This is a genomic window from Rhodococcus sp. 06-1474-1B (assembly GCF_002258885.1).
Lineage (GTDB): Bacteria > Actinomycetota > Actinomycetes > Mycobacteriales > Mycobacteriaceae > Rhodococcoides > Rhodococcoides fascians.
The window spans coordinates 74,855-89,912 of the sequence record NZ_NOYR01000003.1 but is presented as its reverse complement, the minus strand read 5'-3'; the positions used below and the strand labels follow the sequence as shown (position 1 = coordinate 89,912).

The 15,058-nt window shown below is 61.4% G+C and carries 12 protein-coding genes and 1 pseudogene; 5 read left to right on the top strand and 8 right to left on the bottom strand.

All coding sequences use genetic code 11. The features are described 5' to 3' along the window. Nucleotides 1–364 (top strand): annotated as a pseudogene (locus tag CH266_RS00880) (heavy metal translocating P-type ATPase); the annotation flags it as partial. A gap of 106 nt (nucleotides 365–470) precedes the next feature. On the opposite strand, the gene CH266_RS00875 reads toward CH266_RS00880, so the two are convergent. From CH266_RS00875 to CH266_RS00840, 8 genes are all read right to left on the bottom strand, one after another. Next, complete coding sequence (locus CH266_RS00875; protein WP_094689067.1) at nucleotides 471–1,124, bottom strand: DUF305 domain-containing protein; 654 nt, start codon at nucleotides 1,122–1,124, stop codon at nucleotides 471–473. Between the two features lie 85 nt (nucleotides 1,125–1,209). Next, nucleotides 1,210–1,632 (bottom strand): DUF6153 family protein, encoded by a 423-nt coding sequence (locus CH266_RS00870; RefSeq protein WP_094688974.1) that lies wholly within the window; start codon nucleotides 1,630–1,632, stop codon nucleotides 1,210–1,212. Nucleotides 1,633–1,705: 73 nt separating this feature from the next. After that, complete coding sequence (locus CH266_RS00865; protein WP_008720030.1) at nucleotides 1,706–3,067, bottom strand: MBL fold metallo-hydrolase; 1,362 nt, start codon at nucleotides 3,065–3,067, stop codon at nucleotides 1,706–1,708. Nucleotides 3,068–3,124: 57 nt separating this feature from the next. Then, nucleotides 3,125–3,394 carry a metal-sensitive transcriptional regulator gene (locus tag CH266_RS00860; protein WP_027494148.1) on the bottom strand — a complete coding sequence of 90 codons (270 nt, stop codon included), beginning with the start codon at nucleotides 3,392–3,394 and terminating at the stop codon, nucleotides 3,125–3,127. Nucleotides 3,395–3,473: 79 nt separating this feature from the next. Beyond that, nucleotides 3,474–4,247 (bottom strand): sulfite exporter TauE/SafE family protein, encoded by a 774-nt coding sequence (locus CH266_RS00855; protein WP_027494149.1) that lies wholly within the window; start codon nucleotides 4,245–4,247, stop codon nucleotides 3,474–3,476. After that, entirely contained in the window at nucleotides 4,247–4,666 is a 420-nt protein-coding gene (locus tag CH266_RS00850) for a DUF302 domain-containing protein (protein ID WP_027494150.1), read from the bottom strand. Before CH266_RS00850 ends, CH266_RS00855 begins: the two co-directional genes overlap by 1 nt. A gap of 42 nt (nucleotides 4,667–4,708) precedes the next feature. Continuing rightward, nucleotides 4,709–4,960 carry a YgaP-like transmembrane domain gene (locus CH266_RS00845; protein WP_094688975.1) on the bottom strand — a complete coding sequence of 84 codons (252 nt, stop codon included), beginning with the start codon at nucleotides 4,958–4,960 and terminating at the stop codon, nucleotides 4,709–4,711. A 28-nt stretch (nucleotides 4,961–4,988) separates the two neighbouring features. After that, nucleotides 4,989–7,055: an MMPL family transporter gene (locus CH266_RS00840; protein ID WP_230074946.1), complete on the bottom strand. Its 2,067-nt coding sequence runs from the start codon at nucleotides 7,053–7,055 to the stop codon at nucleotides 4,989–4,991. A 1,346-nt stretch (nucleotides 7,056–8,401) separates the two neighbouring features. Here CH266_RS00840 and CH266_RS00830 point away from each other — a divergent pair. The 4 genes from CH266_RS00830 to CH266_RS00815 all read left to right on the top strand — a co-directional run bounded on the left by CH266_RS00830 (nucleotide 8,402) and on the right by CH266_RS00815 (nucleotide 14,869). Next, on the top strand, nucleotides 8,402–10,357 hold the full coding sequence (locus CH266_RS00830) for a type I restriction-modification system subunit M (RefSeq protein WP_094639446.1): 1,956 nt from the start codon (nucleotides 8,402–8,404) through the stop codon (nucleotides 10,355–10,357). 89 nt (nucleotides 10,358–10,446) lie between these two features. Beyond that, nucleotides 10,447–11,556: a restriction endonuclease subunit S gene (locus tag CH266_RS25095; RefSeq protein WP_176456970.1), complete on the top strand. Its 1,110-nt coding sequence runs from the start codon at nucleotides 10,447–10,449 to the stop codon at nucleotides 11,554–11,556. After that, on the top strand, nucleotides 11,553–14,672 hold the full coding sequence (locus CH266_RS00820; protein WP_094688976.1) for a type I restriction endonuclease subunit R: 3,120 nt from the start codon (nucleotides 11,553–11,555) through the stop codon (nucleotides 14,670–14,672). Before CH266_RS25095 ends, CH266_RS00820 begins: the two co-directional genes overlap by 4 nt. After that, complete coding sequence (locus tag CH266_RS00815) at nucleotides 14,669–14,869, top strand: helix-turn-helix transcriptional regulator (protein ID WP_094639444.1); 201 nt, start codon at nucleotides 14,669–14,671, stop codon at nucleotides 14,867–14,869. The genes CH266_RS00820 and CH266_RS00815 overlap by 4 nt, the downstream gene beginning before the upstream one ends. Nucleotides 14,870–15,058: the final 189 nt, after the last annotated feature.

Genomic DNA, 15,058 nt, shown 5'->3' with positions numbered 1-15,058 from the left:
CGCTATCGGCGCGGGTACCGACGTTGCTATCGCGTCGGCCGGAGTGATCCTCGCCAGCGACGACCCGAGGTCGGTGTTGTCGGTGATCGAACTCTCGCGCGCCTCGTACCGAAAGATGAAGCAAAACCTCTGGTGGGCAGCGGGATACAACCTCATCTCGGTTCCGCTCGCGGCAGGAGTGCTCGCGCCGGTCGGGTTCGTGCTGCCGATGTCGATCGGCGCGATCCTGATGTCGCTGTCGACGATCATCGTCGCTGCGAACGCACAATTACTGCGTCGACTCGACCTCACACCCGACACCATCACCGGAGCGGTGAACGAGGGGAGTTCCAACCCTCCGTCGCAGCGCACACCGTCACTGTGAGAGCTGATCTCGTACCGGGAACGCAGCTCTGACAATTGTGGAACGTTGATGGCCGCACCTTCTCCGCCGGAGAGGATGCGGCCATCGTTGTCTATAGCGGGCCGGGTCAGCCGAGCAGCCGCTGCATGGTGTCGATTTCCTGCTGCTGGGTGGCGACGATGGTGCGGGCCATCTCCAGGGCGTCAGGATTGGAACCGTCTGCGATTTCGGTGTTGGCCATCTCGATGGCGCCGGTGTGGTGGGCGATCATCATCGTCAACCACTGGCGGTCGAATTCCGGTCCCGACGCTGCCATCAACGCGTCCATGTCCTGAGCGGTCATCATGCCGCTGCCGGAGCTGTGGTCCATCCCGCCCATGTCACCCATGTCACCCATGTCACCCATGTCACCCCTGTCCATGTCGGGCATGGGCTGGCCCCACTCGGTCAGCCATGCCGTCATCTGGTCCATCTCGGGCTGTTGCGCGGCGGCGATCGCCGATGCCAGCGACAGCACCTCCGGGTTGTCGGTGCGGCCGTCCGCCAAGTCGGCCATCTCCACTGCTTGCGCGTGATGCGGGTACATCATCTGCGCGAACATCACGTCGGCATCGTTGAACTCTGCGGACGCGCTTGCTTGGGCCGAGGACATCGGTGCCGAGGACATCGATCCCATCGCATGGCCATCCATCGACGAATCCGCCCCGTTGTCGCTACAGCCGACGACGAGGAACGCGCTCGCGGCGGCAGCAGCGATCGAGGCAATGACTTTGGTACGCATGAGGAAACTCCTTGCAAGAGTGAGTAGTACAGAGGATTCGATGTCGTTCGATCCGCCGACAGACACGCGTCTGCCGGGCTCCCTGTCACACTCGCAAGGTCACCGATCTGTCCAACTCCCACAACGTCCACGGCGGCGCACGCCCCCACTCAGAGTCGGTGCGCCCAACGATCCGGTTAAGCAGCGTCGGTACCGGGTCGATGGCTGCGCTCGTCACCGGGACCGTCAGCGCGGGCCACGACGCTGTCGTACCCACACAGGGATGCATCATCTGGTACCCCGACGGGCAGTCATGTTCCCCGGTCATCACCGGAACCGTGGCGTCCGTGTGGGACGGTGCTGCGAACGAGGCATGGCCGCCGCTCATCGATGTGGACATCGAGCCGGTCACGGGCATCGACATCGGTGTCACCGAATGCATCAACAGGACACCGAACACCGTCAGTGCAATCAGTAAAGCTGCCGTCGGAGCTGTGCCCCGTCGACCGTGCCGATTCACTGAGTGCATGCGGCCGATGATACCAACATATACCCCCTGGGGGTACGCCTGTCTCGTCGCGTTCGGTCGTCGAAGCATTTCGTCATGTCTTCGAGGTGTCGAGTCCGAGATCTGTTGCGCGGTTGTAGTCGTCGTCGATGAGCACCACGCTGCGATGTTCCCGGTCGAGTAGTGAGGCCGCGATCGAGGCGCGATAGCCGGAGGCGCAGTGCACCCACACTTTGCCGTCGGGAACTTCTGCGAGTCGGTGCGGCAGTTCGTGGAGGGGAATGTTGATCGCACCGGGGATGTGGCCGTCCGCGTATTCGGACTGTTGACGGGTGTCGAGCACTGCAATGTCCGAGTCCTCTGCGGCGAGTCCGGCGAAGTCGGACACTTCGTAGGACCGTACGCGCCCGTCGCTGGCGAGTGAGTGAATCTCTCCGACAGCGGAGCCGGAGGGGTGGTCGATGCCGATACGTGCCAACTCCCTTGTGGCCTCGTCGATTTGATCGGAGGTGTCGCCGATCAAGGTCAGCGGCGCACCCCACTGGTAGAGCCAGCCGAGGTAGGTGACGAATGTCGTCGACAGCTCGAAGCCGAGGGAACCGTCGAGATGTCCGGCAGCGAAGGCGGTGCGTGCGCGGAGGTCGACGACCCATTGTCCGTCGTCGATGCGGCGGCGTAGTTCGTCGGGGTCGACGGGTTCTGGGGTGGACAGGTCGATCGGGGCCGGACCTTCGGTGTTGATGACGCCCATGTGGGCGTAGTACGCGGGGTAGGCCGACAGTCCTGCGATCAACTCGTCGACGTAGGTTTGTTCGTCCTGGGTCAGCGCGGGATTGGACTGTTGCTGTTCACCGATGGTCGACGAGTCGCCGCTGGTGGGGGTCGCGGAGCAGAAGCTACCGAATCCGTGGGTGGGGTAGACCTCGACGTCGGCGGGGAGTTCGGCGGCGATTCGACGGACCGAGTGGAACTGGGCATGGGTGAGCTCGTCGGTGTGTTCGGAGCCGAGTAGGTCGGTGCGGCCGGTGGATCCGTAGAGCATCGAGCCGCCGGTGAAGATCGCGATCGGTTCGTCTCCGAGTTGCAGTACGTAGCTGACGTGATGATGTGTATGGCCCGGGGTGTGCATGACCTGAAACGTCGCCGATCCCGCGTCGACGACATCGCCGTCCCCCACTGCCCGTCGCTCGAATTCGACCGGGTCACCCTCGGGCACAACGTATTCGGCTCCGGTGGCGCGTGCGAGTTCGAGTCCGCCGGTGACGTAGTCGTTGTGGATGTGGGTTTCGAGTACGTGGGTGATCGCGGCGTTCTTCTCCGTGGCCAGTGCCAGGACGCGGTCGATGTCACGTTGGGGATCGATCACGACGGCGATGCCGTCGTGGCTGATCAGGTAGCTGCGGTCGCCGAGGCTCGACGTTTCGATGATGGCGATGTCTGGATCGGTGGTGCTCACGGGGTACTCCTACGGTGTAATCGGGTCGGCCTCGTTTCTGACGTGAAACGTCCTCGTTCAGGCCAGTGCGAGGAAGAGCTTTTCCAGTTCTGCTTCGGTCATGGGCTCTTTGTTGTCTGCGGTGTCGCCGGTCATGCATTCACGAAGGCCGGTGGCCACGATCTTGAATCCGGCTTTGTCGAGGGCGCGGGAGACGGCGGCGAGTTGAGTGACGACGTCTTTGCAGTCGCGTCCGTTCTCGATCATGCCGATCACACCGGCGAGTTGGCCGTGTGCGCGGCGCAGACGGTTGAGTACCAATGCGATGCTGTCTTCGTCGCCGATCATTGCGGTCTCCTGAGGGTGTGTGATGGTGGTAGTCCTTCCAGATTACCCCCGGGGGCATCGGTTCGGTGTGTGCAGTCGGTCATGAAAGAACGAGGGTGTCGACAAGTACATAGCCCGCGACGGCGAACACCAGGTAGGCGAACCACGTGCGCAGCTTGTCGGTGTCGATGCGTGTGCTCAGTTTTCCGGCGACCAGCGAGCCTGCGATCGCCGCACCGGCGAACGCGGCTGTCAGTGGCCAGTTCCCGCCGAGCCCGTCGGCCTGAGCGATCAGTCCGGCGGCGGAGTTGGCGACGATGACCACCAGCGACGTTCCGACAGCGACACTCATCTCGATTCCCAGCAACAGCACCAGAGCGGGGATGATCAGAAATCCTCCGCCGACGCCGAACAGTCCGGTGAGGACACCGACCCCGAACCCGGTCGGTATGGACCGTGGTGCGCATCGCCGCCAATCGATCCCGGAACTTCCTGTCTTGCAAGCGGTTCCGACATCGTCGGTGCTGCGCAGCATCCGCGCCCCGGCGATGATCATGACGATCGCGAAGCCGATCATCACTGCGGCCTCGGGCAGATGCCTGCCCAGGACGCTGCCGACCAGCGTGCCGACGATACCGGTGGCCGCGAAGATCGCCGCCAGTCGCCATTCGACGAGCTTCGCCCGCACCTTGGGGATGGCCCCGGTCGCCGAGGCGACACCGATCACCAGCAACGATGTCGGTATCGCCTCCGACAGGTCCATTCCCAGGGCGTAGACGAGAACCGGGACGGCGAGGATCGACCCGCCGCCTCCGAGGAGACCGAGCAGGATGCCGACGGCGACGCCGAGGACCAGTGCCAGCGTCAGGGTCATCAGCTGTGGGCTGCGTCCTGGCCACCGAGTGCGTCGATGGCGGCCTGGAGCTTGGTGGTGGCCTCGGCCGCGACGTCGGACAGTGCTGGCTCGCCGGTCGCTTGGACCATGATGTCGGGGTTCATCGCTTCGACAATGACCGATCCGGAAGCGGAGGTGTCGGCGCGGACGACGACATTGCACGGCAACAGCAAGCCGATCTGGCGCATGACCCCGACGGCGCGGTGCGCGAGGGACGGATTGCAGGCACCGAGGATCAGATACTGCTCCATGTCCTCGCCGAGCTTGGCCTTCAACGTGGCCTGCATGTCGATTTCGGTGAGAACACCGAAGCCCTGATCTGCGAGGGAGGCTTTGACGGCGTCGACTGCGGTGTCGAAGTCGGTGTCGGTCAGAGTGGTCGAGAGTGCGATGTTCATAAGGGAAGTTCCTTTCGGTGGTCGAACTGCGGTGATCTGGGCCTACCCGATTCGGGGCTGGCGAATACTCGGCACGCCCACCCTGGTGAGAAGCGCGCTGGCCGGGCACCAGCCGACCGCTGCGTAGAGGGCGAGGTTGGCGGCAGCGAACGCGCTGAGTAGTCGCCATTGCGGTGCGTGTAATTCGCCGAGTGCCAGACCGGTGGCGGTGACACCGGCAGCAAGGGCGGGGACGATACGTTCGATCGGCCATCCTGTGAATGCCGCCGAGTGGGTTGTGTTCGGATCGGTCATGATTGCTCCGTTGGGTGTGGTGAGGGTGTCAGTGAGAGAAGCTGATCGAGGGCAGCACCTTGCGCAGCCAGGCTGGTGACCACCATGCGGCGTGACCGGTCAGACGCAGCAGGACCGGCAGCAGGATGAGCCTGATCAGGAAGGCGTCGAGCAGTACCGCGACACCGAGAATGATGCCCATTTCTTTCGGTGGGAGCGGATCGGAGAGTGCGAAGGTGAAGAACACGGCGACCATGACCGCGGCGGCGGCGAAGATGACGCGGCCGGAGTGGGCGAGGCCGTCGACCTGGGCGGCTTTCGGGTCGCCGGTCTTCTCGTAGTGCTCTTTGGCGGTGGCGAGCAGGAACACGGTGTAGTCCATGGCGATGGCGAAGATCATCGCGAAGAAGAACACCGGTCCCCAGCCGTCGAGGAACCCCTGTGGGGTGAAGCCGAGCAGTGATGCACCGTGTCCGTCTTGGAAGATCAGCTTCGCTACTCCGAATGCGGCTGCGGTCGAGAGCAGACTGACGGCGGTGCCGAGGATCGCGATCAGCGGTGCCTGCAGTGCAACGAGCAGCAGGATGAAACCGAGCGCGAGGATGATCCCGATCACCAGCGGCAGGTAGTCGTTGAGGGCTTGCTGCAGATCGAGGTTCTCCGCCGGTGCCCCGCCGACCAATGCCGACTCCGGGAGCTGCGCGCGCAGGTCACCGAGGATGGTGCCCATACTCTCGTCGGAGGGGTCCACGGCGGGAAGCGCTTGTAGCAGTGAGTAGTTCGAGCCGTCCGCGGCAGGCTGGGGCGGAGTCACCATCGAGATCCCGTCGACGCTGCTGGCTGCGGTGGCGGTCGCGGCGGCGTCGGAAGAGGGGACGACGATCTGCAGTGCGCCGGGTGCGCCGTCGCCGAACTGGGCTTGGACGAGCTCGTAGCCTTGGCGAACCGGTGCATCTTCTGGGACGACGGTGATCGAGGGCATTGCGACTTTCAGTCCGAGGACCGGCAGTGCCAGGACGATGAGGATGCCGACGGAGACCAGTGCGAACGGCCAGGGATGCTTGTGGAGTAGTTCGCCCCAGGCTGCGAATTTCGGGGAGCGGTGCTGCTGGCGTTTGGCGTAGGGCAGGGATGCGGCGTTGACCTTGGAGCCGAGTGCCCCCAGGGTTGCGGGGAGCAGGGTCATGGTGGCGATCAGCACGAACGTGACAGCGAGCATGATGCCGACGGCCATGGTCCGCACGGCCGGTGCGGGAACGAGAAGCACTGCCGAGAGGCTCACCAGGACTGTCAGACCGGACAGGACCACGGCTTTGCCTGCGGTGTCCATGGTTTCGGCGACGGCGGCACGGGGATCGGCGTTGCGTAGTGCGTCGCGGAACCTGGCGACGATGAAGAGGGCGTAGTCGATGCCGAGGGCGAGCGCGAACATCATCGCGAAGTTCATCGCCCACACCGAGATCGGGGTGACGCCGTTGAGCAGCACGAGACCACCGGCGGATGCGACGAGTCCGGCGACGGTGAGTAGCAGCGGCAGTCCTGCGGCGACGAGCGATCCGAACGCGAGCACCATGATCGCCAAGGTGACCGGCCAGGAGAACAATTCGGCTTGGATCATGGCATCGTGGTTGGCTTTGTTGAAGTCCGACCACAGTGCGGAGGACCCGGTCGGGTAGACCTCGATGCCGTCGCCGGAGAGTTCGGTCAGTTCGCCTTTGACCTCGTCGACGGCTTTGACCATGTCATCTGTACTTGCGTTTGCGCCGGCGATGAGGATGCCGGTGCGGCCGTCGGGGCTGATGGTCATGCCTGGCTGGGGGGCGATGATCTCGCCGAAGCGAGTGTCACCGTCGAATACGGCCGCGACGTCGGTGAGTGTCTGCTGCACCGCTGCGTCTTCGATCGTGGCGGTGTCGGAGTGAACGACCACTTGCACTGCCGCAGAGGAGTTACCACCGAAATGCTGCTGGGCGAGCTCGCGGACCTGGACGGATTCGGAACCGTTGGCCTGCCAGCCGGCCCCGGCCAAGGATGAGAACACCGATGGCGCAGCCGATCCCAGGGCAACGAGGGCGATCAGCCAGATGCCGAACACCCACCTGCGGCGGGCGACCATCGTGCTTCCCAGGCGGCCTAGTGCGCCGGGTGCCGGTGGCCGATGGCGGTCGTGGCGGCCGGTGGCCGCCGCGGTAGCGGGCTTGGTCACAATTACTTCTCCTAATACGGGTGGGGGTATTCAGAAGCGTTGAAGACGCCCAGAGATTCCTGCGAAATGCAGTGGAGTGCTGTTGGGGTGGGGGTCAGCGACGAAACAGGGAACGAAAGAAGTTGTCGCGTGTAGCTGGGGCGGGTGTCTCCATGGAGCAGGAGCACTGCTGCGACCGCGGAACGTTCTTCATAACGCTGTCGACATGTCGACCGCAGCCAGCCCAGGTGGTCTTACCGCATGCCGGGCACGGGACGGGGTAGCACATGGCGGTCCTTTCTGGCGGGTACATCCCTACTGTGACACATACCTAGGGGGGTATGCAAGTACCCGTGGGGGTATGAGGGAAGGGGTGGGCCGGAGCCGATCGGTAGACGGCAGTGGTCTTGCCGGATCAAACGCGAGGCTGTGCTGGCGGCCGCATAAGGCGTTTGATGGTCGCCAGTCTGCGAATGCGGTTGCCCCTCACGGGTTGATGCTCCACGTACGCGCGTGTTGCGACGCTATCGTTCGCGAGTTTCTGCGAACCCGCGCAGTTACATCCCACTTCCATTCCCACACCCAGGCCGGTCCGGACGGGAGCGGCCCAGCAGTGGCAAGCATCGGAGACAACGGATTCGGGGGCATCGGCGACGAATGCCCGCGCCGCTGGCATCCGAACCATCTCGAGCAACAGCACCGCGGCTTGCAACACGAAACGGAACTGCTTCACAACGGCGGATCCGCGGTACTTCTAGATCATGTCCGGCAGGCGGTCGCGCCAGCAGGTAGGATTGACATACGTTGCATGACAATGACTTTCGACTGCAACCTGACATAATATCCGTTATCAGCAATGAATATCGTATTCAACTTGCTTTCTAGACAAGGCACTACTCGACATGCGCCTCGGGACACGGTCGGCCCGTGCCTGCGACAACCCTGCGTGCCTGAGTGAGGTTGGCTCGCTGGGCGAGCAAAGAACTCGGTTGTGCGTCAGGTGAACAAGTTGCCGGCCGATGCGATGCAGAGCACCAGCTTCCCGCGCCGGGACTCCGTCCGCGTTCTTGTGGGTGCCAACGAGGCCGACGAAGTGTTGGATATCCGCGAAATTAAGTGCGTCCGGTAGCTGGCCCCTGCTAACCCGAGGTCAAGCTCAGTAGATCGATGCGATTCATCTCCCCCTTGACCGCACAGCCGAATGTCACGTTCGTGATACACATTTGATGTAAAGTCTTTGATACAAGAATGGTCGCAGCGAGCAGGAACGAGCAGACATGGCAGAGTCGACGACGGCGTCCACCAGCACGAGCACGACGACAGCACGCATAGTCTGGGACACCGCAGACAAGTTCCTTCGCAACATCGTCGACGAAGAAGACTACGGAGATTTCATTCTTCCGTTCACAGTGCTGCGTCGCCTGGAATGCATGCTGGCCGACTCGAAGGAGCAGGTTACCGATTTCGTCGCCTCGCGGGGCGCGCTGCCTCCGCACCTGATCGACATCGCGGTCAAGGACCGGTTCAAGCTCAGTTTCTACAACGTCTCGCCGCTCGACCTCGCCACTATCGCGTCCGTCGACGACAACGTCGAGAAGTCGTTGAAGAGCTACATTGCTGGGTTCTCGAATAACATCGCCGACATCTGGGTCTCCTTCGACTTCGTCCGACGAGTGCAAGTCCTTGCCGAGGCAAATCGTCTGCATTCCGTCGTGAAGCACTTTTCAACGCTAGACCTCGCGCCGAGCAATGTTGAGAACACGACGATGGGCGACGTCTTTGAGGACATCATGTACCGCGCCTTCAACAAGAAGGGCAAAGCCGCGGGCAATTTCTACACGCCGCGCGACGCGATAAAGCTCATGGTCGACATCCTGATCACCAACGATGACGACACTCTCGCAGGCGAAAGCGCGGCGCGCTCTGTCTATGACCCAACTGCTGGATCCGGAGGTATGCTGCTCATCGCTCATCACGCACTGAAACGGATGAACGACAAGATCGATGTGACGCTCTACGGCCAAGAGCTCATGCCCTCCGCTTTCGCGCTCGGCAAAGCGGACCTGCTCATCCAGGGAGGCCGACCGGACGCTATCAAGCAAGGAAATACCCTCGTAGAGGACCTCTACGAGGGACAAACTTACGACTATGTGCTTTCCAATCCGCCATTCGGAATGGATTGGTCGGCGGACGAGAGGTCCATCCGTGATCAGGCCAAAGCGCTTGGCACGCGCTTCAGCCATGGTCTACCGAGTACGAGCGACGGGCAGATGCTGTTCCTCGCACACTGCGCATCGAAGCTCAGCCCTGCAGCGAAGAACGGCCAAGGCGGCCGCGCTGCAGTAGTCTCCAACGCCTCGCCGTTGTTCACCAGCGATAAAGGTCCCAACGCGATACGGCAGTGGCTACTTGAATCGGACCTCATCGACGCAATTATTGCTTTGCCGATGAGTATGTTCTACGGCACAGGGATTGCCACCTACGTCTGGATTCTCGACACGAAAAAGGACCCCGAGCGCCAGGGCAAGATCCAGCTCATCGATGGCTCCGGGCAATGGGCCTCAATGCGAAAGGGCATGGGCGACAAACGCCGTGAGATGCGTAAAGGTAACCGAACTGTGGTGCTTGAGGCGTACAAGGCGTTTGAGCACGCCGACCCCGTCATCTCGCGGGTAATGAGACCCGAGGACTTCATGTTTCGGGACGTACCGGTTTTCAAGCAAGCCAGGCTCGCGACTCGGTTCAGCGAGACGAGTGTCGAGCTTTTACGCAAACACCGAGACTTCGCCGACGGGTACATCCCGGTGTTGAAGTCACTGGATCGCACGCCCTGGAACGAGCTGCCGAAGTCATTCCCTCAAGCCGCGAAAGCTGCCGGGCTGAAGTCCTCCATCAGCCTTATCGGCGCAGTCATGAGCGCGTTGGCGGTGCCCGCCGCCGATGCGCCGCTGGCTGTCGACCGCAAGGGCATGCCGGTTATCGCTGACGACTGGAAAATGACTGAACGGGTACCGCTGAGCGAGGACGTAGTTGAGCATATGGAACGCGACGTGCTGCCGTTCGCTCCTGACGCGCAGTGGGATGTCAGCAAAGCCAAGCATGGCAACGAGATCCCGTTCACGCGAATCTTCTATACGCCCGAGGAGCCCCGCCTGCTCGCCGAAATCGACTCCGATGTTCAGAAAATTATGGGCGAGCTGGCAGCGATGTTCGAGGCGGTGAGTGAGGAATGACCCAATCAGGTTCGTGGCCCCCGTCTGTACCTGCTAACTGGACAACATGCAGGGCCCAGTATGTCCTGCAGCCGGTCTGGCGTGAACCGTTGGAAGACGACGAGATTGTTACTGCGTTCCGAGACGGTCAGGTCACTTTGCGCCGGAATCGTCGTCAAGAGGGGTTCACCAACGCATTGAAAGAAATTGGCTACCAACATATTTCACAAGGCGACTTGGTCATACATTCGATGGATGGCGGCTTCGGTGCCATTGGCGTCTCGGACTCTGACGGCAAAGCGTCTCCCGTGGTCCATGCTTATCGGAGCGACGACTGTGACCTCGAATTTCTTGCGTATTACCTGCGTGCGGCTACTGCAGCCGGCTGGATTGCGGCAAATGGTAAGGGCATCCGAGAACGTTCAACGCAGTTCGACCGTGCCGCCCTCGCGAAGCTGGAGATTTCCTTTCCGCTCAAGCCCACTCAGCGGGCCATCGCCGACTACCTCGACCGCGAGACGAGTGAAATCGACGCGATGATTGGTAAATTAGACGAACTGGCCGAAACGCTCAATGCTAGAAGGTCGGCCATGATCCAGGGCGAGACCGTAAACCGTACAGCGGTGTTTACTCGCCTGAAGTTCTGCGCCGACGTTTCGCTGGGTAAAACTGTGCAGGGTACTCAGAAGCACGACCGCGAAAGTTATGTGAACTACGTGCGTGCCGCATCTATTCAGCCCTACGGCCTTGAGCTTGACGATCAGCGCATGTGGATGAGTGACGACGAACTCAGCAAATACGATCTGCGGGCCGCAGATGTCCTAATTGTCGAAGGGGGCGGTGGCTACGGTCGGAGCGTCGTACTCGAAGACGACATGCCTAACTGGGGGTTCCAGAACCACGTGATCCGCGTTCGCCCCCATCCAGACTCAGACGGCAGATTCCTTAACTACTGCATCAAAGGCCACTTCACGGCTGGGCTCATCGACATTATCGTCGGCGGTGCGACGATACCGGCCTTGTCTTCCCAGAAGGCTCGCGAATTGCCAGTTCCACATCTATCGCACTCGGAGCAAACGCGCATCGCCAACCATCTCGATGAGATCACCGACCAGATCGAGGTCATGATGGCGAAAGTTGCAAAGTTTAAGTCCCTGCTCGTTGAGCGCCGAGCCGCGCTCATAGCCGACGTGGTGACCGGACAGAAAGAAGTCGCATGAGCCACGAGCAACTAATGGAACGAGAGTTTGAAAGCAACCTCTGCGCCGAACTTGCCGAGCGTGGGTGGCGGTACGAGGACAGCGGCAAGCCGACCGGCTGGAACATCGCCCTCGCTATGGTCGATGACGACGTGCTGCACTGGCTCAGCAGCCAGTACCCAGGTGAGTTCGAGAAGGCCGTGCCGGGTGATCTTGTCGACGAGCAGAAGTTAGACGCTGAGCGCAAGCTGCTCCAGCACGTCACTAAAGAACTCGCCAAGACAACCAAGATGGACCCGACCACCGGGCATCCGGTCGGCGGGTTGCTCGGTGTACTACGCAAGGGCTTCATCTACGCCCAGATCGGCCGTCCTGCCGCGAAATTCGGGCCGATGATGGCCTTCCCACCAGCAAACCCCAACTTGACCGAGGTGGTAGAGGCTGCGGCTGCTGTTCGTCTGCGCATCCTCCGCCAGGTTCGCTTCGACACGACGTCCAATGAGACCTTCGACGTGGTACTCACCGCCAACGGACTACCAGTCGCGACCCTGGAGTTGAAGACCGACAACACTCAGACGGTCAACCACGCGATCCGGCAGTACAAAGAAGATCGGAAGCCAGGCAAGAACCGTGCACTACTCGCGCCGGGGCGCGCGCTGGTCCATTTTGCGGTGTCCAACGACCTCGTCTATATGACCACGAAACTCCAGGGCGGGGACACAGTGTTTTTGCCCTTCAACAAGGGCAACGAAGGCCACGGGGGCAACCCACCATCGAGCACAGGCTCCTCGACGAACTATCTATGGCGTGAGATCCTCGACCGCCCGATGTTCATGCGCATCCTCAAAGACTTCGCACTCTTCGAGCCAAGCAAGGCCGGCAAAAACGAAGGACGTCTAGTTTTTCCTCGCTTCCACCAGCTACGCGCTGTCGAGCGAGTCGTTGCCGACATCGAGACCAACGGCACCGGGAAGCGCTATCTGATCTGGCACTCGGCTGGTTCAGGGAAGACGAAGACCATCGCTTGGCTCAGCCATCGACTGATCCGCCACATGAGCCCCGATTCGAAGTCGACGTTCGACTCGGTCATTGTCGTCACCGACCGCACCGTGCTCGACGAGAACATCCGCGAAGACATGAACCTTGTGCAGTCGAGCAAGGGCCTCGTCGTGGCCGTTGGCGAGAAGTCGGGTGCCAAGTCGCCGCAGCTCAAGAAATCGCTGCTTGAGGGCGATCACATCATCACGTGCACCCTACAGACGTTCCCCGAAGTCATGAAACTCATCGAGGACACCCAAGAGCTGCGCGGCAGGCACTGGGCCGTGGTGGCGGACGAGGCGCATTCCTCGCAGTCTGGTTCCACTGCGCGTCAGCTAAAGGAGCTGCTGGCGGACGTCGAGCTTGACGCCGACGAGGACACCATCAGCGCCGATGACCTGTTGTTGGCTAAGGATTCGGCGATTGCAGCCTCTAGCAACATCACGTTTGTCGCGCTCACCGCGACTCCGAAGGCAAAGACGCTGCGCCTGTTCGGCACCGAGCGAGATGGCCGCTGGGAAGCCTTCGACACCTACACGATGGCCCAGGCGATCGAGGAGGGCTTCATCCTCGATGTGCTGACCAACTACTCGACGTACGACATGTTCCTCCGGGTGAAGAACACGCTTGAGGCGGAAGGGTCCGAGACCGAGATCCGGGTTAATACAGGCGAGGCAGTCTCAAATATCGTGCGCTACGCCCGTCTCCACCCGACCGCGATCGCGCAGAAAGTCCGCGTCGTGATCGAGCACTTCCGGCGGAACGTGATGCAGATGCTCGGCGGTGAGGCAAAGGCCATGGTCGTAACAAGCTCGCGGATGGAGGCGCTGAGCTGGTCGAGGAAGATGGACGACTACATCGCGACCCAGGGTTACACCGACATGAGCACGTTGGTGGCTTTCTCCGGCGCGCTTACCGATGAGACAGGCGAGAGTGTCACCGAAGTCTCGGTCAACGGTCGCGGCGGAGTCGCCAAAGCGTTTCGAGAGGAGGGCATCTACCGGGTTCTTATCGTGGCCAACAAGTTCCAGACAGGTTTCGATGAGCCGCGCCTCATGGCAATGTATGTCGACAAGAAGCTCTCCGGCGTCGCCACGGTCCAGACCCTTTCCAGGCTGAACCGCATGTATCCGGGCAAGACCGCCCCGATGGTTGTCGACTTCCGCAACACCCCAGCGAGCGTTCAGGAAGATTTCAAGCTCTACTACGTAGATGCTTACGTTGACGGAGACGTCGATCCCAACGCGCTGTACACGATCGGCGAGCGGCTGGACACGGCTGCGCTCTACGACCAAGACGAGATGGATAAAGTCGCTAAAGCCTTCCTGAGCGACGCCGGAGGGGAAGCGATCGCTAAGGCTCTCTCGCCGATCAAAAACCGCTGGAGTGGCCGTTGGCGGCAGGCTGTGCTGACTAAAGACAAAGAGCAGAGGGAAGCTCTCAACGGCTTCCGGACGGACGTGCTCAGCTACCGCAACGCGTGGCAGTTTCTCAGCCAGATCGTCGACTACCAGGACCCCGAGCTACACCGTCGAGCGATCCTTGCAACCTTGCTAGGGCGCAACCTCCACACCGACGACATTGACTACGACGACAGCTACCTTGAGGGCGTGCAGCTTTCGGGAGTCAAGCTCGTGCCGTCCGCTATTAGTGAGGACCACTCGTTGAGCGAGGGCAGCAGCGAAGGGATCAAGCTTCCAACGTTCGAAGGTGAGCACAAGCCGGGGAACACGCCGAAACGCGGCCCCTTGGACGAGGCCATCGACAAAGTGAACGAAATGTTCCAAGCCAAGGGCGTGGACGTGAGCCCCAAGAGCGTCTCCGGCTTCATCACGACTTTCTGGGGGTTCCTCGACACAAACGAAGAGGCCGTGGCGATGGCAAAGAACAACACCGTCGCGCAGCTCAAGGCTTCCGAAGGATTCAGCGGAGCCGTTGGACTCGCTGTACTAAAGACGGTGAGCGAGTCGCAGGAGATCCAGTCCTACATGACCGACCCTGCGTTTCTTGAACAGATCGCCGAGATCGCCGCGGACGCCCTTCATACCCAACATCGCGCTGATCCGGGCTCAATGGTCGAGTCGGAGTTGGAGTCATGAGCGAGCCCGGGCAGGTGGGCTTTGGCGAAACCATCCGCTACGCCCGCAAGAAACACGGCTGGTCGCAGGCGGAGCTTGGCGAGAAATCGGGGGTTTCCCGCCCGACAATCGCGCGAGTGGAGGCGAACTACGATGTCACGACCGCTACGATTGCCAAGATTGCCCAGGCATTGGGGCTCACACTGGAGCTGAAGTGACAAACAGCGCTACATCAGTCCACTGTGCGCATACCAGACTCGAAAATCACTGAAAAATTCGCCATCGAACATTTCCTACGGTCCTCAAAGGCCTGGACAGCGGGCCGGCTATGGATGGTGCCTATGGAAATGTGGCTAGAGAGCAGACTCGACAAAAAGCTGTACCGAATCCCGAAGACGTTCGGGGCT

Bases quoted from the DNA above. Each gene is read 5' to 3' on its own strand.
- CH266_RS00875 (WP_094689067.1), bottom strand. From the start codon at position 1,124: ATGCGTACCAAAGTCATTGCCTCGATCGCTGCTGCCGCCGCGAGCGCG.
- CH266_RS00870 (WP_094688974.1), bottom strand. From the start codon at position 1,632: ATGCACTCAGTGAATCGGCACGGTCGACGGGGCACAGCTCCGACGGCA.
- CH266_RS00860 (WP_027494148.1), bottom strand. From the start codon at position 3,394: ATGATCGGCGACGAAGACAGCATCGCATTGGTACTCAACCGTCTGCGC.
- CH266_RS00855 (WP_027494149.1), bottom strand. From the start codon at position 4,247: ATGACCCTGACGCTGGCACTGGTCCTCGGCGTCGCCGTCGGCATCCTG.
- CH266_RS00850 (WP_027494150.1), bottom strand. From the start codon at position 4,666: ATGAACATCGCACTCTCGACCACTCTGACCGACACCGACTTCGACACC.
- CH266_RS00845 (WP_094688975.1), bottom strand. From the start codon at position 4,960: ATGACCGATCCGAACACAACCCACTCGGCGGCATTCACAGGATGGCCG.
- CH266_RS00840 (WP_230074946.1), bottom strand. From the start codon at position 7,055: ATGGTCGCCCGCCGCAGGTGGGTGTTCGGCATCTGGCTGATCGCCCTC.
- CH266_RS00830 (WP_094639446.1), top strand. From the start codon at position 8,402: ATGGCAGAGTCGACGACGGCGTCCACCAGCACGAGCACGACGACAGCA.
- CH266_RS00820 (WP_094688976.1), top strand. From the start codon at position 11,553: ATGAGCCACGAGCAACTAATGGAACGAGAGTTTGAAAGCAACCTCTGC.
- CH266_RS00815 (WP_094639444.1), top strand. From the start codon at position 14,669: ATGAGCGAGCCCGGGCAGGTGGGCTTTGGCGAAACCATCCGCTACGCC.